The following is a 19,594-nucleotide window of genomic DNA, read 5'->3' as shown; positions in this document are numbered from 1 at the left end:
GCCGCCGGCCCGGACGGGGCAACCGGGTCCCAGGGCGCCCTCGTCACCGTGGCAGCGTCCCCGTACCCTTGGAGGATGGAGCAAAAGGAAATCAAAGGCGAGGCAGTGCCATTGGCGCAGGCCCGCACGTGGACGCTGCGCGACGTGATGGACCTCATGGAGGCCTGGTACCCGGCCAGCACCGCAGAGGAGTGGGACCGGGTCGGCCTGGTCCTGGGAGACCCGGGGCAAACAGTGCAGCGGATTCTCCTGGCCGTGGACCCCGTGGCGGCGACCGCCCGCCAGGCGATGGACAGTGGCGCGGACCTGTTGCTCACACACCATCCGCTCTACCTACGGGGCACGTCCTTCCTGCCGGAGTCGGACCCGAAGGGCTCCCTGGTCGCCTCATTGGTGCGCGCTCGGGTCGCTCTTTTCGCGGCCCACACGAATGCGGACGCCGCAGCAGACGGAGTGGCGCAAGCGCTGGCGGACCTGGTGGGCCTGCGGGACACGTGGCCGCTGGCACCTGCCGGAGTCGACTCCCACGGGCGACCGATCGGCTTGGGCAGGGGCGGCACCGTGGAGGCGAGGACCCTCGGCGAATTCGCGGACCACGTGGCGCGGGTCCTGCCCGCAGGGCCGCACGGCCTGTTCGTCACAGGTGACGAGGCCGCCCCCGTGCGCACGGTCGTCGTCAGCGGCGGCTCTGGCGACCATTTCCTGGCAGACGCGCGCCGCGTCGGCGCCGACGTGTACTTGTGCGCGGACCTTCGCCACCACCCGGCCTCCGAACACGTCGAGGGCGGAGCGCCGGCCCTGTTGTGCGGCTCCCACTGGGCCACCGAATGGCCGTGGCTGCCGGTGCTCGCGGCCAAATTGCGTGAGGCCGCCTCCGCGGCGGGTGTGTCGGTGGAGGTGGAAGTCTCTACGATGGTCACCGAACCGTGGACTTGCCACCGACGAACCTTGGGAGGACTTCAGTGAAGGCTGCGCCTGAAGACCAGCTTCTGCTTCTCGACCTGCGCGCACTGGATGCCCGGGAGTCCCAATTGCGCCACCAGCGTGACTCTCACCCCGCCCACGGGATCGTCAGGGAACTGGCCGGGCGTGCCGAGGACCTCAGCCGCGCGGCGATTTCGCAGAGTGCCGTCATCCATGACGTGGAGCGCGAGGCCACACGCGTCGAGGACGAGATCGAGAAGGTCCGGGCCCGCCGTGAGCGACAGCAGGGACGTGTGGACCGCAACGAGGTTCCTCTGCGTGACATCAGCGCAATGCTGCGCGAGATCGAGCAGATGGACGCCCGCCTGTCGAAGCTGGAGAACGACGCCCTGGACGCCGAGGAACGTTTGGAAGCGGCGCGCGGTGCCCGCGAAGCGATGCTCAGGGAGGCCGAAGCCATCAAGGCCGACGTGGAGAAGGCGAAGGCCCAGTTTCTGGCGGACGTGGCCACGGGTGACGAGGAACTGCGTGCAGTGATTGTGCAGCGTCGTGAACTTGCCGGCCGCATCGGGGAGGCCCTGATGGCTGAATACGACCGTGCGGTGGCCCGCAATGGCGCGCTGGCGGTCGTCGAGGTGCGTGACGGCGTCGTCCAGGCGATGGCGGCAGACCTGTCACCGGCGGAACTCGACGCAATTCGCCGGGTTCCGGCAGATCAACTGTGCTGGACGGAGGACACCCAACAGCTGGTGGTGCGCACCAGCACCCAGTGACACTTTCCCCGATTCGGGTACGGATGGGTTGAGGCCGGGAGCGCAGTCGGATCCCGCACACAATGCCGCTGGCCTCCACGTGGGAGACCTGCTGTCGGCGCAGGTCACAACAGGTTTGAGTGCCAAAGGGGCGAGGGGGCGCCTCCGCATTGTGTGCTAATCGTGACGGCGCCGCACACAATGTGCATGCAAGGGAGCGGAGGCTCTCGGCTTGGGTGCAGGTCAAGCAGGATCAGCCTGTTGTGACAGCGGGATGAGGCTCCTGCATGGTGTGCGGAATCGACGGGGGCGCTCAGGTGGTGACCAGGGTGGCCACGCGGTGAGTAGCACCCGACCTGTGAGCTTTCACGGGACTGACCTCCACGGAGACGGCACGGTGTGCGATCCCCTTGGCATCCACTGTCAAGACCTGAGCACGCAGGTCCTGCAATGCGCCGGCAAGCTGCTCGGGCGAATCCGCATCCACGCCCGCAGCGAGCAGCTGCCTGGTAACCAGGCCACGCCACTTCTTCGCATCGTGCGAGACCACCTGACGCTTCCCGTCGGCCTCACGGACCACACTGAGCTCCACCAGGTGCGAGGGCGGGGCCGTGCAAGCAGCGCGGTAGGGGCCAGACCGGCAGTCCAGGATGACGTGACCGGAGACTTCGAGGGAGAGCGCGTCGGTCAACGGCGCCTTCCAGTGGGCTGCCAGTGTGCCGAGCCCGGGCAACCTCGCGCCCATGGGCAACCTGTGGTCGGGAACCATGTCGGCGGGGGAGAGGATTCCGAACAGTCCGGAGAAGATGCGGACCTGGCGTTCGGCCAGCTCGCCTGCGGGCCCCACGAGTCCGGCAAGGTCCAGGGCCTCGAAGAGAACGCCGGTGTAGACCTCGGCGGCCGGCGCGCATGGAGAAGTCAGCAGGGCAGAGTTGGCGGCAAGCGCCGCAGCGCCTCCCTTGGCTCCGAGTCCCAGGACAGATACCGCCGAGTCCTTGTCCCCCAGACTCTGCAGGCGCATGATCAGGCCGGCTCGCACAGGGTTCAGTCGAGGATGGGACAAGGAATCGAGATCCAGGGCGGGGCCGCTGGTGGGCGCGGTCTTGCCCTCCGAGGGCGGCAGCCAGATGAACACAGCGCCACGATATCGGAGGTGACAGAGCCCAGCGCACTGAGAGGCCCACTCGTGCCCTTTCAACATCCACTGCGCGGGAGACTCCAAGAGGGCGAAGGCGGATCTCGTCGAGCGCTTGTTCCGAGGCTTCTTGTTGACCGATCCCACGCACACAGCGCGATTTGATGAGGCTCGGATGTGGGGCGACCGGCCAGACAGGTCCGGGCGCCCGGACACGGGGATCGACCTGACAGACCTGCTGGCGTCCGGGACCGACTGGTCGACCTTTGACTTTTCGACTCCGTTGGTCATGGAACTGCGTGGGCGCAAGCAGCCGCGCCCGCGCTAGACTGGCCTGCGCGGATGAGACGGTCGGGCGGCCGCGCGGCCCCTTCTGGGGCCTCGAGGAACGTCCGGGCTCCACAGGGCAGGGTGGTGGCCAACAGCCACCCGGGGTGACCCGCGGGACAGTGCCACAGAGAACAGACCGCCACGGGCTTCGGCCCGGGGCAAGGGTGAAACGGTGGGGCAAGAGCCCACCAGCGACACGGGTGACCGTGTCGGCTCGGCAAACCCCACCCGGAGCAAGACCAAGCAGCAGATGCCACGGACGGCCCGTCCAATGTCTGCGGGTAGGTTGCTGGAGGCCTGCGGCAACGCAGGTCCTAGATGGATGGTCGCCACCGCACGCTGGAATCGGCGCGCGGGACAGAACCCGGCGTACAGACCGTCTCATCCGCACTTCACGCACAAGGTGCCCGCCCCACGAACGGTCGTCCTGCCCACCGTGTCGAGCAACTGAGTCGGGCGGACGACCCGGGCCGTGGCACCGGCCACGGCCCGCCCGGCCTCACCGCGGAGACAGGTACACCGTTGCAACCTTGTCGCCGGTGTCGATCGACGGCGTGAACTTCAGTACGAATGGTGACCGGACTTCGTCCGGGAACACAATGAACACGCATTGCCGCCGGTGGTCGAGGTGCTGGTCGGGATGGGTGATCTCCGCGGCGGGGGCCTCGACGCCGCTTGCAGCGACAAGAGTAGGGATGACGTCCACAGGTTCGTCGACGACATTGGCGGTGTAGTCGACATCCCAAGTGACCAGGATCAACACTTGTTCTTCGAACGGTTCGAGCCAATCGAATTCGGTGGACAAGTGCTCGGGGGCGACCGTCACCTCGAACACGGAGACTGTGGCTTCCTTGTGTGGGTCGCCATGGTTCCAGACTGTGCGCCACCGACTGATCGGCGCGGGGTTCTCGTACGACTCTCCGAGCCCGACAGCGGCCGGGACATCACCCACGAGCCCGAGTCCCCGGCTGGAACCTTTGCCGTCATCGTGGATCGGTGAGACCACTTGGTCCTCCGACAGCGCCTGGCCGATCAACCCCGAGTAGGTCTTCGTCTCGATCTCAGTGGATTCCACTGTGATTGTCGGCTCCGAGGTGATTGTCGGCTCCGAGGTGACCGAGTTGGGGGAGGTGCCGCTGGAGACGGCTTTGACGAGCCCTGACACGATGCCCGGCCCGAAGACGAAGAGCAGGATGATCGTCACGCCGATCAAAGTGGAAGACGGCTTCTTCTTCTGTTGCGCGGGTCTGCGTTGCGCCGTGGCGGGGCGCGTCGATGCCTCGTTCCGGGGCAGCGGCGCAGGTGCGGGATGCGGCATCGGCGCGGCTGCCGAGCGAACCGGTGGAGCAACGGTGGCGGGCCGTACGGGCGGTTGGGGTGCTCCGGTGCCAGGGGGACGAGGGTGGCCTTGGGTGCCGGGACGACCTGTCGTCTGACGCGCACGGGCCTGACGGTCACGTGCGGCCTGCTGGGAGACGAAGTCCTGGGGGCCGGCGCCCAGCGCACGCGCTGGTGTTGCTGGCATGGCGGCGGCAAGGACCGACGAGGGCCGCCATGACTCAGCGTCCACGGCCCGCTCCGACCCAGCCGAGGGCTCGCCCTGGCCGCCGGCGTCCCACGGCCCCAGGACCGTGATGACGGGGGTCGAGGAGTACGACGCGCCAAAGGGTGCGAAGGCAGCCGAGTCGAGTCCCAGTCCAAGCGCCGAAGGCAGGTTCTCCCGGCCGGTCATGCCTTGTTCGCGGCCCACACTGCTGCGCCGACGATGCCGGCGGTGTTGAGCAACTGGGCCGGCACCATCGGGGTCTTCAGGTCCAGCAGGGGCATGAACTTCTCATGGTTCTTCGACACGCCACCACCCACGACGAACAGGTCGGGCGAGAACAGCATCTCCATGTGGCTGTAGTAGCGCTGCAGGCGCTTGGCCCACTTCTTCCACGACAGGTCCTGCAGGGTCTTCTGACCGGCCGAGGCGCGCTTTTCGGCGTCGTGGCCGTCGATCTCCAGGTGACCCAGCTCCGTGTTGGGCACCAGGACACCGTCGACGATGACCGCCGAGCCGATGCCTGTGCCCTGTGTGGTGAGGATGACCGTTCCGGGCACGCCTTTGGCGGCGCCGAAGGTGACCTCTGCAATACCGGCGGCGTCGGCGTCGTTGAGGGCCGCGATGGGCCGACCCAAGTGGCGCTGCATGAGCTCATTGACGTCGATGTTCGCCCACGACGGGTCCAGATTCGCGATGAAGGGCACGACTCCGCGAATGATGGGTGCGGGGAAGGCGATGCCCACGGGAACGTCCGGGCCGACCTCCAGCTGTTCGAGCAGCTGGCGGCACACATCTGCCACGGCGTCGGGAGTGGCGGGCTTGGGGGTGTCAATGCGGATCCTCTCGCCGATGAACTCACCGGTGGAAAGGCCGACGCAGGCCGCCTTGACGCCCGATCCGCCGATGTCGATTCCGCAGGCCACTGTCGCCATGTCGTCCTCCTGACCAAGGCGCCCGGCGCCCGACGTACGTTGTCATGACCAAGCGTAGTGGAATGAGCGCGCACAGGGGTGAGGCAGGTCGCACCTCAAGGGGCGGGAGGGCGTGCCGGAGCGTTGTCACGGCAGGGTGAGGATCTCCGCCCCGTCCTCGGTGACCACCACCGTGTGCTCGTACTGGGCGGAGCGCGACCTGTCGGCGGTGACCACCGTCCAGTCGTCATCCCACTGTTCCCACTCGATGGTGCCCAGGGTCAGCATCGGCTCGACTGTGAAGACCATGCCGACTTCCATGACCTCCGCGTGTTTGGGTGCCGCATCGTAGTGGGGGACGATCAGGCCCGAGTGGAATGCTTCGCCGACGCCGTGCCCGGTGTAGTCGCGGACGACCCCGTATTCGAAACGCTTGGCCCATGCTTCGATGACGCGCCCGATGACGTTGATCTCGCGTCCGGGTCTGATGGCTTTGATGCCGCGCAACATGGCCTTCTCCGTGCGTTCGCACAGCAGGTGCGAGGCTTCGTCGACCTGGCCGACCTCGAACATGGCGCAGGTGTCGCCGTGGACGCCGCCGACGTAGGCGGTGATGTCGACATTGACGATGTCGCCTTCCTCCAGTGGGCGGTCGTCGGGGATGCCGTGGCAGATGACTTCGTTGACGGAGGTGCACAGTGACTTGGGGTAGCCCATGTAGCCCAGACACGAGGGGTAGGCCCCGTGGTCGCACAGGTACTCGTGTCCGATGCGGTCCAATTCGTCCGTGGTGACGCCGGGGGCAACGGCCCGGCCGACGGCCTGAAGGGCGCGAGCGGCGATCCGACCGGCCTCGCGGATGCGTCCAATGGTCTCCGCGTCCTTGACGTCGCTTGCGGTGATGACCTCGGGTCCGTCGTGGAACATGTACTCGGGCCGTGAGATGTGCGAGGGCACCTGGCGCGGTGGGCTGATCCGCCCGGGACGCAGGTTGCCCAGTGGGGCGCGTGCAGCAAGTTCGGCAAGGGAGGTCATGGGTCCAGAATACGATCCTCGAGGCGGGGCCGGTTCTGGCACTTTCGGGGACGAGGGCGGGGCATCGCACGGTCCGGGCCGTGCGGCAGCGCGGGCGAGGGCGGGTGGGCGTCCGATCGGAACCCGCGCGCTCTGCGAGTACCCGCGTGTACGTGGAACAATGGCCCACGATCCACTTCCTGCCGAGGAGTCCCCGTGTCGCACCACGACGCACCCACCGTCACCCGCAAACCGCGCTTCCGCGTCCACCACCTGGCCAAAGCGAAGGCTGAAGGACGGCCGGTGACCATGCTCACCGCCTATGACGCCCTCGTCGCCCCCATCCTGGAGGCCGCAGGAGTCGACATGCTGCTGGTGGGAGACTCCTTGGGCAATGTGGTCCTTGGCCATGCGACCACCGTCAAGGTCATCCTGGAGGACATGGAGCGCGCCACGGCGGCAGTCGCACGGTCGGTGAGCACGTCGATGGTCGTCGCCGACATGCCCTTCGGCACCTACGAGGCCGACCCGGTCGCCGCCTTCGACAACGCCGCCCGCCTCATGCGCGCCGGCGCCAACGCCGTCAAACTCGAAGGTGGCGCGGCCCGCGCCGCCACGGTGCGCATGCTGGTCGACGGCGGCATCCCTGTCGTGGCCCACCTGGGCTACACGCCCCAATCCGAGAACACCTTGGGCGGCCCGCGCATGCAGGGCAGAGGAGAGGCCGCCGAACTGATGCTGGCCGACGCCCTGGCACTGCAGGACGCCGGAGCCTTCGCCGTCGTCCTGGAGATGGTGCCCGACGACGTGGCGGGGATGCTCACCAAGGAACTCGCCATGTCCACCATCGGTATCGGAGCCGGCCCCCACACCGACGGGCAGGTCCTCGTGTGGTCGGACATGGCCGGCATGGGGCAGTGGGTCCCCTCGTTCGTGCGCCGCTTCGCCGAACTCGGCCAAGAGCTGCGCAGCGCCGCAGAACAGTATGTCGCCGCCGTGGGTGACCGCTCATTCCCCGGCCCGGAGAACTACAAGGCCCACTGAACCTGCACGTGCGCCGTGGGCACCCGATGGGCGCTTCGACGCAGCGCACTATCATGGTCGCGCGCCCGGGCCCACCGGCGCGGCGCACGACGACGACCAGGAAGCAGGACATGGACGAGCACCCCAGTCAATTGGACCCACGGGACGCAGCGGCGGTCGACGCCGTCGTCAAGCAGGCCCTGGCAGCCTTTGCCGCCGTCCAGGACCTCGACGCCCTCAAGGTCGCGCGCAGCACCTTCCTCGGGGATGGCGCCGCCCTCGTGACCGCGAACAGGACGATTGGTTCCTTGGAGCCCAAGGACCGCGGCTTGGCCGGCAAGAACCTCGGAGGCGCCCGGAAGAAAGTCAGTGAAGCCTTGGCTTCGCGTGAAGCAGTGTTGGCCGCCGAGCACGAAGCCCGGGTCCTCGTCGAAGAAGCCGTCGACGTCACCGGCCCCACCTCCCGCGCCCCGCTGGGCGCCCGTCACCCCATCGAGACCCTGATCGAGGAGATCCAGGACTTCTTCGTGTCCATGGGGTGGCAGATCGCCGAAGGCCCGGAAATCGAACACGAGTGGTTCAATTTCGACTCCCTGAACTTCGACATCGACCACCCGGCCCGGCAGATGCAGGACACCCTGTACGTGGACGGTACCAGCGTGGGCGGCCAGAGCCCGCAGGACGGCAACCTGGTCCTGCGCACTCACACCTCACCGGTCCAGTCCCACGCGATGCTGGAACGCGGGGTGCCCCTGTACATCGCCTGCCCCGGCAAGGTCTTCCGCTCCGACGCCCTGGACGCCACTCACACGCCGGTCTTCCACCAGGTCGAAGGCCTGGCGGTGGACAAGGGGCTGACCATGGCGCACCTGAAGGGGGTCCTCGACCACTTCGCCAAAGCCATGTTCGGCCCGGACGCCAAGGCGCGCCTGCGACCCTCCTTCTTCCCCTTCACCGAACCCAGTGCCGAACTGGACATGTGGTTCCCCCAGAAGAAGGGCGGCGCCGGTTGGATCGAAGTGGGCGGCTGCGGCATGGTCAACCCCAATGTCCTGCGCGCCAACGGCATCGACCCAGAGGTCTACACGGGCTTCGCCTTCGGAATGGGCATCGAACGCACCCTCATGCTGCGTCACGGCATCGCCGACATGCATGACATCGTCGAGGGCGATGTGCGCTTCTCCCAGCAGTTCGGACTCCACGGAAAGGGCCACTGACATGCCCATGGTTCCCCTGAGCTGGCTCGCCGACCACGTCGAGGTGCCTGAAGGCACCGATGCGACCGCGTTGGCCGCCGCCCTCGTCCAGGTCGGCCTGGAAGAAGAGGCCATCCACCCCGCAAAGGTCACCGGCCCCCTGGTGGTCGGCAAGGTCCTCACCTTGGTCAAGGAGACCGCCTCCAACGGCAAGACCGTCAACTACTGCCGCGTGGACGTCGGCGATTTCAATGACGCTCCCGGTACCGGGAAGGAACCCTCGGATCTGCCCAGCCGCGGCATCGTCTGTGGAGCCCACAATTTCGTCGAGGGTGACCTGGTGGTCGTCTCACTGCCCGGCGCCGTCCTGCCCGGCGGATTCGAGATCGCCGCACGCAAGACCTACGGGCACGTCTCCGACGGCATGATCTGCTCGGCCCGAGAACTGGGGTTGGGTGAGGACCACGACGGCATCATCGTGCTGCCCACGGCCCACCCGGACCGCGAGATCCTCGCCCCTGGGTCCGACCTGCTCGGATTCCTCGGTCTGGGCGAAGAGATCCTTGAGATCAACGTGACCCCCGACCGTGGCTACTGCTTCTCCATGCGAGGGGTGGCTCGCGAGTTCTCCCACTCCACCGGCGCCGCATTCCGCGACCCGGGCCTGCCGGGGGTCCTCGTCGGCCAGGTGCCGGCCGCCACGGCGGACGGATTCGAGGTGCGTGTGGACGACGGCTCCCCGATCCATGGGCGCATCGGCTGCGACCGGTTCGTCACGCGCATCGTGCGTGGAGTGGACCCGAAGGCGCCCAGCCCCCGGTGGATGGTCGAACGCCTCGAGGCCGCAGGCATGCGCTCCATCTCCTTGGCGGTGGACGTCACGAACTACGTGATGATGGACTTGGGACAGCCCATGCACGCCTACGACCTGGCGGCCTTGGCCGAGCCGATCGTCGTGCGCCGTGCCGCACCGGGTGAACACCTGGTCACCTTGGATGACGTCGATCGCGTCTTGGACGGCGAGGACCTGCTCATCACCGACTCTCCACAGGGACCGGGCTCTCGCATCATCGGTCTGGCCGGGGTCATGGGTGGCCAGTACTCCGAGGTCGAGGACTCCACGACGGACATTCTGCTGGAGGCCGCCCACTTCGACCCCGTGTCCATAGCCCGTACGGCCCGCAGGCACCGCCTGCCCTCGGAGGCTTCGAAGCGTTTCGAACGCGGCACGGACCCGCAACTGCCGGCGGTGGCCGCCCAGCGCGCGGTGGACCTGCTGGTCGAGTATGGCGGCGGCACGGCGGACCCGGCGGTCGGTGACATGGACCAAGTGGGGGCGGCCACCGTCATTGACATGGCTCTCGACGAACCTGCCCGACTCATCGGAGTCGACCACACCGCCGATCGCATCCGCGAGATCCTCACTCTCATCGGCTGTCAGGTGGACGAGGGCACCGAGGGGCGTGTACTCGTCACCGTGCCGAGCTGGCGCCCGGACCTGGTGGGTCCGGCCCACCTGGTCGAGGAGATCGCTCGCCTGGACGGCTACGACAAGATCCCCTCACTCCTGCCGACCGCACCGGGCGGTGGCGGCCTCACCGACGCCCAGCGGGCCAGACGGCAGGTGGCCGACACCTTGGCCCAAGCGGGTCTGACCGAGGTCCTTTCCTACCCCTTCGTCTCCGACTCCTTCGACAGGCAGCGCCTGTCGGCCTCGGATCCCCGGCGCCAAGCGGTGCGCCTGCGCAATCCCTTGGCCGATGATGCTCCGTGGCTGCGCTCCTCGATCCTCGACACCCTGCTTGACGTGGCCGGGCGCAACATCGCTCGCGGCGCTGGGCGGGTCGCCGTCTTCGAGCAGGGCCTCGTGGCACGCCCGGCAGGCACCGTCCCGGCCGGACTCATCGGGGCCGAACGGCGCCCCTGTGACGAGGAGCTGGCGCGTCTGGCAGCCGGAACCCCCGCTCAACCCCGCCACTTGGGCGTGGTCATGGCCGGCACCGTCGGATCCTCGCCCGCTCTTGGCGCTCCCCGCGCCATGGACTGGCGTGACGCCGTGGACATGGTCCGCCGCGCTGCGGAGGTTCTGGGCGTGCGCGTGGAGGTCTGCCGCGCTTGGGAGGCGGAGGTCACCCGGGTTCCGGGACCGCCGATGCCCGTTCCCGCCACCGATCCGGCTGAGGTCGCCCCGTGGCATCCCGGGCGCGTGGGCCGTGTCTTCGTGCGTGCGGGCCGCGATCTGACCGAGGTCGCTCTGGCCGGTGAACTGCACCCGGGCGTCTGCCAGGCCTTCGGCCTGCCCGCCCGCTCGGTTGCCGCAGAGATCGACCTGGATGCCTTGGTGGCCGCGGCCTCGCCCACGCCAATCCAGGTCAAGGGGGTGTCCACCTACCCCGTTGCGAAGGAGGACATCGCCTTGGTCGTTCATTCCAGCGTGCCGGTGGCCCGCGTCGAGCAGGTCCTTCGCCAGGGTGCCGGCCCGTTGGCCGAAGAGGTCACCCTCTTCGACATCTACGAGGGTGACCAAGTGCCCGAAGGACACCGCTCCTTGGCATTCGCCCTGCGTCTGCGCTCCGACCACACGTTGAGCAGCGAAGAGATCCAGTCGGTGCGCGCTGGTGTGCTGACGAAGGCGGAAAAGGTCCTGGGTGCCACCCTTCGCGCCTGACGGATCGTTGCCACGCCCGGAACTCGTCACTGTCCCACTGGGACCTGAGACTGGGTTCCGGGCGTCCTCTTCTGTCACACTGTTCCCATGAAAATCCTCGTGACAGCCTCCTCGAAGCATGGGGCCACCGAAGAGACCGCTGACGCCATTGCCGCGCGCCTGACATTCCGAGGCTTCGACGTCCTTCGCGAGGCCCCCGAGAAGGTCATGTCGCTGGAGGACATCGATGCCGTGGTCGTGGGATCAGCGGTCTACATGCTCCAGTGGATGGCCGAAGCGCAGTCCTTCGTCGAGCGCTTCGAGGGACAGTTGTCCTCGCGCCGCGTGTGGGCCTTCTCGGTGGGCATGAACGGTGTGCCCAAACACGCCCCGCAGGACCCGTCCCGGATCGGCCCGGTGCTCACCCGCGTGGAGGCCGTGGACCACAAGACCTTCCCCGGCCGGTACGTGCCGCAGAAGTTGTCGCTGCGTGAACGGACCGTCATGCGCCTGGCAAGTGCTGTGGAGGGCGACTTCCGTGACTGGGACGCGGTGAATGCCTGGGCGGACGAAATCGCTGACGCCTTGCTTTCCCGGGACTGACCGTGAACCGGGGCGGGGTGTGACACACGGACACCATGAATGCATGAGTATGCACATGCGTGTATATTCATGCACATGAGATTGAGAGCTGCTGTTGCGGGAGCCTCCGGCTACGCCGGGGGAGAAGTCCTGCGACTCCTCGCCGACCACCCTGACATCGAGGTCACCACCGTCACTGCTGCCACCAGTGCGGGTACCAAACTCGGCCAGCACCAGCCACACATTCCTCAACTGGCGGACCTGACCATCCAGGAGACGTCCGTCGACGCCTTGGGCGGCCACGACCTCGTCGTCCTGGCACTGCCCCACGGACACTCCGGCACCATCGGCGACACCCTTGCCTCCAAGGGGGACGGGGCGGTCATCGCGGACCTCGCCGCGGACCACCGACTGGTCGACGCCCAGGAATGGGCCTCCTACTACGGGGGAGCGCACAGTCCCGCATGGAGCTACGGCATGCCGGAACTCCTCCATGACGGCGAGGACGCCGCCACCTCACAACGGGCTCTGCTCTCATCGACACGGCGCATCGCCGTGCCCGGCTGCAATGCCACCGCCGTGACCCTGGCCGCCCAGTGCGCGGTCCGCGCAGGCATCATCCACTCCTCGAACCTCGTGGCGACCCTCTCGGTCGGCTACTCGGGAGCAGGCCGCACCCTCAAGCCGCACCTGCTCGCCTCCCAGGCGGTGGGCACCATCGCCCCCTACGCAGTCGGCGGCACCCACCGACACATTCCCGAGATCCTCCAGAACCTGCGCGTGGCAGGCGGACCGGCGAACATGCGCTTGACCTTCACCCCCGTCCTGGTCCCCACCTCCCGGGGGATCCTCGCCACCGTCGTCGCCCCACTGGCACCGGGCATGGACGAACACTCCTTGGAGGCGGCTCTTGCGCCCTACGCCCACGAACGCCTCGTCGACATCACCACGGCACCGACCTGGCCCACCACGGGACCACTCACGGGAACCGGGCGCGCGATGGTCTCCTGGAGCATCGATGAACGTGCGGGCACCCTGGTCATGATCTGCGCCATCGACAACCTCGGCAAGGGCACGGCGGCCGCTGCCGTCCAGAGCGCGAACCTCGCCCTCGGGATCCCCGAATTCACCGGTGTGCCCATGACAGGAGTCAACCCGTGAGCAGCGACGGCGCCAACCCCACCGCGCAGGTGGGAGTGACAGGCCCCCTCGGATTTCGCGCCGCAGGTGTGGCTGCAGGAATCAAGTCCGGCGGCGCACGCGACGTCGCCCTGGTCGTCAATGACGGGCCCGCGCCCGCCAGCGCCGGGGTGTTCACCACCAACCGTGTCGTCGCCGCCCCGGTCACCCTGAGCCGCGCCCACCTGGCTGCGGGCACCGTCCGTGCCGTCATCCTCAACTCCGGCTGCGCGAACGCCTGCACCGGGGCCACCGGCGCCGACGACTCCCTTGCCACCGCCATCCACGTGGCAGGTCAGCTCGACATGGGCGCCAACGAGGTGGCCGTCTGCTCCACCGGCATGATCGGCATCCCCCTGCCCATGGACGCCCTGCTCGCCGGAGCCACCACTGCTGTCACAAGGCTTGCAGGCGGACCGCTGGCCGGAGCAGATGCCGCCGACGCGATCCGCACCACCGACACCGTCTCCAAGACCTGCGTGGTGGCGCGCCAAGGGTGGAGCGTCGGAGGAATGGCCAAGGGTGCGGGCATGCTCGCCCCGGGACTTGCCACCATGCTCTGCGTCATCACCACCGACGCCGTGGTCGGCGATGTCGCCCTGCACGAGGCGCTGGTGGAAGCCGTGCGGACGACCTTCAACCGCACCGACTCCGACGGGTGCATGTCGACCAACGACACGGTCCTGGTCCTGGCCTCCGGCGCCAGCGGCATCACTGTCGGCCAGGACGACCTGACCGAAGCCCTGCGCGAAACCTGCGCGGACCTTGCACGCCAACTCATCGCCGACGCCGAGGGCGCCAGCCATGACATCTCCATCACCGTGGTCAACGCCGCTGACGAGGACGGCGCCGAAGCGGTGGCCAAGGCCGTGGCCCGCTCGAACCTCTTCAAGGCCGCCGTCTTCGGCAATGATCCCAACTGGGGACGCATCGTCTCCGAAGTGGGTACTGTGCCCGAAGACATCGCCCCCTACGATCCGCAGGCCCTGGACGTCATCGTCAACGACGTCATGGTGTGCCGTGCAGGTGGGGTCGGCGAAGACCGCAGCTCGGTCGACATGACACCGCGAGAATGCCGTGTCGTCATCGACCTGCATGCCGGGCGGGCCAGTGCCACCGTGTGGACCAATGACCTCACCCACGACTACGTCACCGAGAACAGCGCGTACTCCTCATGAAAACGAATGACTGGCTGGAGCGCCACCGCACCTCTCTCATGGACACCTTCGGCACCCCGCACCTGGTCCTCGACCTCGGCAAGGGCTCCACCGTGTGGGACGTCGACGGCAAGAAGTACCTGGACCTGCTCGGCGGCATCGCCGTCAACGCCCTGGGACACGCACACCCCGCAGTGGTCGAAGCCGTGGCCCAGCAGGTGGCGCGCTTGGGGCACGTGTCGAACTTCTTCGCCACCGAACCCCAGGTTCGCCTTGCCGAGGAGATCCTGCGCATCACCGCCGCGCCGCAGAAGGACGCGCCGGGCGACGGCCTCGTCTTCCTGACCAACTCCGGCACCGAGGCCAACGAAGCCGCCCTCAAGGTCGTAAAGGCCCACGGCAACGCCCAATCCACACCCAAGCAGCGCATCATCGCCCTGGACCACGCCTTCCACGGCCGCTCGACCGGGGCGCTGGCCCTGACGTGGAAGGCCGCCTACCGGGAACCTTTCGCGCCCCTCGTACCCGGAGTCCACTTCGTCCCGGCCGGGGACGCACCTGCACTGGAAGCGGCCATGGGACCGGAGGTGGCCGCAGTCTTCGTCGAACCCATCCAGGGCGAGGCCGGCGTCAACGTCCTGACGGACGACTACCTGCGTGCGGTCCGCGAGATCACCACCGGCTGGGGTGCTCTCATGGTCGTGGACGAAGTCCAGACCGGCGTCGGCCGCACGGGGGAGTGGATGGGACACCACCACGCGGGCATCCGCCCCGACCTGGTCACCCTGGCCAAAGGCTTGGGCGGAGGCATGCCTGTCGGCGCCTGCGTGGCCTTCGGCGAAGCCGCGCACATTCTGCGTCCCGGCATGCACGGCACGACCTTCGGTGGCAATCCGGTCTGCGCGGCCGCTGCCCTTGCAGTCATCCGGACGATCGAGGCCGAGTCCCTGCTCGAGCACGTGAAGGCGTTGGGGGAGTCCTGGCGCGAAGACCTGCGCACCTGCGGAGCCGCCACTTTGGTGGACGTACGAGGACGGGGCCTGCTCATCGGCCTCGAGTTCTCCGAACCCATCGCCCCCGCCCTCGTCGCGGCCGGACGGGAAGCCGGTTTCGTCCTCAACGCCACCGGTGCGAACACCCTGCGACTCGCCCCGCCCTTGGTCATCACCGAGGCCGAAGCCGCCGGCTTCACCGCCGCACTGCCGAAACTTGCTGCCACCGCGCTCGAACGCACGTCGAAGGCCATGTCATGACCCAGGAATCGGCCACCCCGCGCACCAAAGCCGCCAGACGCGAGACGATCCGCGACATCCTCGCCTCCACTGCCGTGACCTCACAGGAGCAATTGCGCGCCGCCCTGGCCCGGCGCGGCATCGACGTCACCCAGACGACCCTGTCGCGCGACCTCATCGACATGCAGGCCACCAAGGTGCGTACAGCCGACGGGACCCTCGTGTACTCGGTGGCCGACGCGGACGGATCCGCCACCCACGACGGCGAGGGCGGCAGAGGACGCCTGGGACGCTGGTGCCAGTCTCTGCTCACCGGTTCCACCCGGGTCAACAACCAGCTGGTCCTGCGCACCCCGGTGGGGGCCGCGCAACTCCTGGCCAGTGCTGTCGACTCCGTTCGAATGGACGAGGTCGCTGGCACGATCGCCGGAGACGACACGATACTCGTCATCTGCCGCTCGGATTCGGCAGCGCAACACGTGGAGACGACACTTCTCGAGATGGCTCGACCGGGATCCCTCCCGGAAAACTGAAAGGCAGGAAAGAAATGGCTGGAACAAAGGACCGGGTCGTCCTGGCGTACTCGGGCGGACTCGACACGTCCGTGGCAATCGGCTGGATCGAAGAACGCACCGGCATGGAGGTCGTCGCCGTGGCCGTCGACGTGGGCCAGGGAGGCGAGGACCTTGAGGTCATCCGCCAGCGCGCGTTGGACTGCGGCGCCGTCGAGGCCTACGTGGCCGACGCCAAGGACGAATTCGCCAACGACTTCTGCATGCCGGCCCTGCAGGCCAACGGCCTGTACGAGGGCGTCTACCCGCTGGTCTCGGCACTGTCACGGCCGCTCATCTCCAAGCACCTCGTGCGTGCCGCCCGCCAGTTCGGCGCCAGCACCGTGGCCCACGGCTGCACCGGCAAAGGCAACGACCAGGTGCGCTTCGAGGTCTCGATCACCTCCTACGCCCCGGACCTGAAATGCTTGGCACCCGTGCGCGACCTGGCCCTGACCCGCGACGTGGCCATCGACTACGCGAACCGGCACCACCTGCCCATCGAGACCACGAAGCACAACCCCTTCTCCATCGACCAGAACGTGTGGGGACGTGCCATCGAGACCGGCTTCCTCGAGGACATCTGGAACGCGCCCACCAAGGACGTGTACAACTACACCGACGACCCCACCTACCCGCCCCTGCCCGACGAGGTCGTCATCACCTTCGACAGCGGTGTCCCCGTGGCCATCGATGGTCGCCCCGTGACCCCGCTCCAGGCCATCCAGGAGATGAACCGCCGAGCCGGCGCCCAGGGCATCGGCCGAATCGACATGGTCGAGGACCGCTTGGTCGGCATCAAGTCCCGCGAGATCTACGAGGCCCCCGGAGCCATCGCCCTGCTGACCGCCCATCAGGAGTTGGAACACGTCACCTTGGAACGCGAACTTGCCCGCTACAAGCGGCGCGTGGACGCGCGCTGGGCCGAACTGGTCTACGACGGCCTGTGGTTCTCGCCCCTCAAGCGCGCCCTGGACGGCTTCGTGGCCGACACCCAGAGCTATGTCAGCGGAGAGGTGCGCATGACCCTGCACGGAGGCCGGGCCACCGTGACCGGCCGCCGCTCGGAGGCCTCGTTGTACGACTTCAACCTGGCCACCTACGAGACGGGCGACACCTTCGACCAGTCCCACTCGCGCGGGTTCATCGAGATCTTCGGCATGACTTCGCGCCTGGCCACGGCCCGCGACGTGCGCTTCGGCAAGGGCCCCGAGCTGGGCGAGGGCCAACTGTGAGCGGGGCCGGAGCCACATCCGCAGGGTCCTTGTGGGGCGCGCGATTCGCGGGTGGACCCGCTGACGCCTTGGCCGCATTGTCGGTGTCCACCCACTTCGACTGGCGCCTTGCCAGGGTGGACATCGCCGGCTCCCACGCCCACGCCGACGCCCTGCACGCCGCAGGTCTGCTGGATGAGGTGGAGATCCGCGACATGCACACGGCCCTGGACCGTCTGGACGCCGATGTCGCCTCCGGCGCCTTCGCCCCGGACCCCTTGGACGAGGACGTCCATTCGGCCCTGGAACGCGGCCTCATCGAAAGAGCCGGGGCGCACTTGGGCGGCAAACTGCGTGCGGGGCGCTCACGCAACGACCAGATCGCCACACTGATCCGCATGTACCTGCGTGAGCGTGCGCGCACCACGGCCGCCCTCGTCCTGGATGTCGTCGACGCCCTGGCCGGGCAGGCCGAGGCCGCAGGCGAGGCGGTGATGCCCGGACGCACACACCTGCAGCACGCCCAGCCGGTGCTCGTCGCCCATCATCTTGCCGCCCACGCATGGCCGCTCCTGCGAGACGTGCAGCGCCTGGTCGACTGGGACCGGCGGGCTGCCGTCTGCCCATACGGAAGCGGCGCCCTTGCGGGCAACACGCTGGGCATGGACCCGCGTGCGATCGCCACGCAACTGGGCTTCGAGGACTCCGTGGCCAATTCGATCGACGGAACGGCCTCTCGTGACGTGGTCGCCGAGTTCGCCTTCGTCATGGCGATGATCGGCGTGGACATCTCCCGCCTGTGCGAAGAGGTCGTCATCTGGAACACGAAGGAGTTCGGCTACGTCACCCTGGACGACGCCTACTCGACGGGATCGTCGATCATGCCGCAGAAGAAGAACCCGGACGTGGCAGAACTGGGACGCGGCAAGGCCGGGCGCCTTGTGGGGGACCTGATGGCGCTGCTCACCGTCCTCAAGGGAATCCCACTGGCCTACGACCGGGACCTGCAGGAGGACAAGGAGCCGGTCTTCGACCAGATCGACACCCTGGAGGTCCTCTTGCCGGCTGTCACGGGAATGGTGGCCACCATGGAGCTGCACCTGGATCGCATGGCGGAGCTGGCACCTCAGGGCTTCTCCTTGGCCACCGACATCGCCGAGTGGCTGGTCCGCAGGGGTGTGCCCTTCCGTGAGGCGCACGAGATCTCGGGCGGGTGCGTACGCGTGGCGGAGGCGCGTGGGGTGGAGCTGGCCGATCTGACGGACGAAGAGTTCGCCGAGGAGTCGGCTCACCTGGACCCGTCGGTGCGTGAGGTGCTCTCGGTCCAGGGGTCGGTGTCGGCGCGCCGGGGCAGGGGAGGCACCGCACCCGAACGCGTGCGCGAACAGCTGGAAGAGCTTCGCAGCCAGAGCACCACCTTGCGCACCTGGTCCACCACCTGACCCTCTCCCTTCGTGAGATTCGTCCGTGGGCGAGGACGAGGACGGCCGTGCAGTCGGCGGATTCCTCGGCTCAGTGGTGGAGGATCTCGGCGAGTGGCACGTAGTGCTCCCTGACGGCTTCTCGATAGGCTTCCACGTCACCCGAACGCGCCGTGTCCAACATGGCCCGGTGAGCATTGGCGGTTCTCAGCAGCCCCTCGTCCACACCTTCGCCGAGTTCTGGGACGATGGACATGTGGACGAACCAGAAGGCCGAGTACAGCTGGCGTGCCAGGTGACTGTCCAATGGCGCCAGCAGCCGCATGTGGAAGGAGATGTCCTCGTTCATGAAGCGCTGTCCGGCGCGGGCGAGCTTCTCCATCTCTTCGACGATGGCGTCCAGCTCGGGATCCGGAGTGTCGTGGTGGGCTGCGACGATCTCCGAGGCGATGCCCAGGTCGAGGGCGCGCCTGGCGTCGACGACCTCCTGGAGGAAGTCCTCGCGGTTGGCCGAGGCCAGTGACGCACGCAGGACCAGGGTCTGGATCATGGGTTCCAGCGACATGCCGCCCACGAAGGAGCCCGCACCTTGGCGCACCTGGACTATGTCCAGGGCTTCGAGTTTGCGCAGGGCCTCGCGCACGGAGGACCGGGAGACACCCACCTCTGCGCCGAGGGCGGCCTCGGTGGGCAATGGGTCACCTGTGGAGAGCCGGTTGCGCAGGATGTGGCTCTTGATGGCATCCATGGTCGCCGTCGAGCGATTGACCATGGGCACAC

General features: G+C 67.9%; 17 protein-coding genes and 1 other RNA gene. 13 read left to right on the top strand and 5 right to left on the bottom strand.

What is annotated here, in order from left to right:
- Window positions 1-75 precede the first annotated feature (75 nt).
- Both I6B53_RS06390 and I6B53_RS06385 read left to right on the top strand, forming a co-directional pair.
- Window positions 76-966 (top strand): Nif3-like dinuclear metal center hexameric protein, encoded by an 891-nt coding sequence (locus I6B53_RS06390; RefSeq protein ID WP_253953798.1) that lies wholly within the window; start codon window positions 76-78, stop codon window positions 964-966.
- Window positions 963-1,697: a zinc ribbon domain-containing protein gene (locus I6B53_RS06385; protein WP_216763427.1), complete on the top strand. Its 735-nt coding sequence runs from the start codon at window positions 963-965 to the stop codon at window positions 1,695-1,697. Before I6B53_RS06390 ends, I6B53_RS06385 begins: the two co-directional genes overlap by 4 nt.
- A 292-nt stretch (window positions 1,698-1,989) precedes the next feature.
- Here the strand turns inward: I6B53_RS06385 and I6B53_RS06380 are convergent, their stop codons facing one another.
- Complete coding sequence (locus tag I6B53_RS06380) at window positions 1,990-2,811, bottom strand: YaaA family protein (RefSeq protein ID WP_216763425.1); 822 nt, start codon at window positions 2,809-2,811, stop codon at window positions 1,990-1,992.
- Between the two features lie 343 nt (window positions 2,812-3,154).
- On the opposite strand from I6B53_RS06380, the gene rnpB reads away from it, so the two are divergent.
- An RNA gene (gene rnpB / locus I6B53_RS06375) (RNase P RNA component class A) lies at window positions 3,155-3,529 on the top strand.
- A 111-nt stretch (window positions 3,530-3,640) separates the two neighbouring features.
- Here rnpB and I6B53_RS06370 read toward each other — a convergent pair.
- From I6B53_RS06370 to map, 3 genes are all read right to left on the bottom strand, one after another.
- Window positions 3,641-4,345: a hypothetical protein gene (locus I6B53_RS06370; protein WP_216763424.1), complete on the bottom strand. Its 705-nt coding sequence runs from the start codon at window positions 4,343-4,345 to the stop codon at window positions 3,641-3,643.
- Between the two features lie 524 nt (window positions 4,346-4,869).
- A complete protein-coding gene (gene ppgK / locus I6B53_RS06365; protein WP_216763422.1) occupies window positions 4,870-5,619 on the bottom strand; it encodes a polyphosphate--glucose phosphotransferase in 750 nt (249 codons plus the stop codon).
- Window positions 5,620-5,745: 126 nt separating this feature from the next.
- Window positions 5,746-6,633: a type I methionyl aminopeptidase gene (map, locus tag I6B53_RS06360; RefSeq protein WP_216763421.1), complete on the bottom strand. Its 888-nt coding sequence runs from the start codon at window positions 6,631-6,633 to the stop codon at window positions 5,746-5,748.
- Between the two features lie 195 nt (window positions 6,634-6,828).
- On the opposite strand from map, the gene panB reads away from it, so the two are divergent.
- The 10 genes from panB (at window position 6,829) to argH (ending at window position 18,835) form a co-directional block, all read left to right on the top strand.
- Window positions 6,829-7,656, top strand: a complete 828-nt coding sequence (gene panB / locus I6B53_RS06355; protein WP_216763420.1) for a 3-methyl-2-oxobutanoate hydroxymethyltransferase — start codon at window positions 6,829-6,831, stop codon at window positions 7,654-7,656.
- Window positions 7,657-7,766: 110 nt separating this feature from the next.
- Window positions 7,767-8,852, top strand: a complete 1,086-nt coding sequence (pheS, locus tag I6B53_RS06350; RefSeq protein ID WP_216763419.1) for a phenylalanine--tRNA ligase subunit alpha — start codon at window positions 7,767-7,769, stop codon at window positions 8,850-8,852.
- 1 nt (window position 8,853) lies between these two features.
- A complete protein-coding gene (pheT, locus tag I6B53_RS06345; RefSeq protein ID WP_216763418.1) occupies window positions 8,854-11,499 on the top strand; it encodes a phenylalanine--tRNA ligase subunit beta in 2,646 nt (881 codons plus the stop codon).
- Between the two features lie 87 nt (window positions 11,500-11,586).
- Window positions 11,587-12,081 (top strand): flavodoxin domain-containing protein, encoded by a 495-nt coding sequence (locus tag I6B53_RS06340; protein ID WP_216763417.1) that lies wholly within the window; start codon window positions 11,587-11,589, stop codon window positions 12,079-12,081.
- 39 nt (window positions 12,082-12,120) lie between these two features.
- Window positions 12,121-13,221 carry an N-acetyl-gamma-glutamyl-phosphate reductase gene (gene argC, locus I6B53_RS06335; protein ID WP_253953796.1) on the top strand — a complete coding sequence of 367 codons (1,101 nt, stop codon included), beginning with the start codon at window positions 12,121-12,123 and terminating at the stop codon, window positions 13,219-13,221.
- 29 nt (window positions 13,222-13,250) lie between these two features.
- Window positions 13,251-14,417 (top strand): bifunctional glutamate N-acetyltransferase/amino-acid acetyltransferase ArgJ, encoded by a 1,167-nt coding sequence (gene argJ, locus I6B53_RS06330; RefSeq protein WP_216765377.1) that lies wholly within the window; start codon window positions 13,251-13,253, stop codon window positions 14,415-14,417.
- A complete protein-coding gene (locus I6B53_RS06325) occupies window positions 14,414-15,649 on the top strand; it encodes an acetylornithine transaminase (RefSeq protein WP_216763415.1) in 1,236 nt (411 codons plus the stop codon). The genes argJ and I6B53_RS06325 overlap by 4 nt, the downstream gene beginning before the upstream one ends.
- Window positions 15,646-16,161, top strand: a complete 516-nt coding sequence (gene argR, locus I6B53_RS06320; RefSeq protein WP_216763414.1) for an arginine repressor — start codon at window positions 15,646-15,648, stop codon at window positions 16,159-16,161. Before I6B53_RS06325 ends, argR begins: the two co-directional genes overlap by 4 nt.
- 14 nt (window positions 16,162-16,175) lie before the next feature.
- Complete coding sequence (locus I6B53_RS06315) at window positions 16,176-17,414, top strand: argininosuccinate synthase (RefSeq protein ID WP_216763412.1); 1,239 nt, start codon at window positions 16,176-16,178, stop codon at window positions 17,412-17,414.
- A complete protein-coding gene (argH, locus tag I6B53_RS06310; RefSeq protein WP_216763410.1) occupies window positions 17,411-18,835 on the top strand; it encodes an argininosuccinate lyase in 1,425 nt (474 codons plus the stop codon). The genes I6B53_RS06315 and argH overlap by 4 nt, the downstream gene beginning before the upstream one ends.
- A 70-nt stretch (window positions 18,836-18,905) precedes the next feature.
- Here the strand turns inward: argH and I6B53_RS06305 are convergent, their stop codons facing one another.
- Window positions 18,906-19,586 (bottom strand): FadR/GntR family transcriptional regulator, encoded by a 681-nt coding sequence (locus tag I6B53_RS06305; RefSeq protein ID WP_253953794.1) that lies wholly within the window; start codon window positions 19,584-19,586, stop codon window positions 18,906-18,908.
- Window positions 19,587-19,594 lie beyond the last annotated feature (8 nt).

The organism is Schaalia sp. 19OD2882 (assembly GCF_018986735.1).
Lineage (GTDB): Bacteria > Actinomycetota > Actinomycetes > Actinomycetales > Actinomycetaceae > Pauljensenia.
The sequence above is the reverse complement of the archived record's forward strand: the minus strand, read 5'-3'. Positions and strand labels throughout refer to the sequence as shown.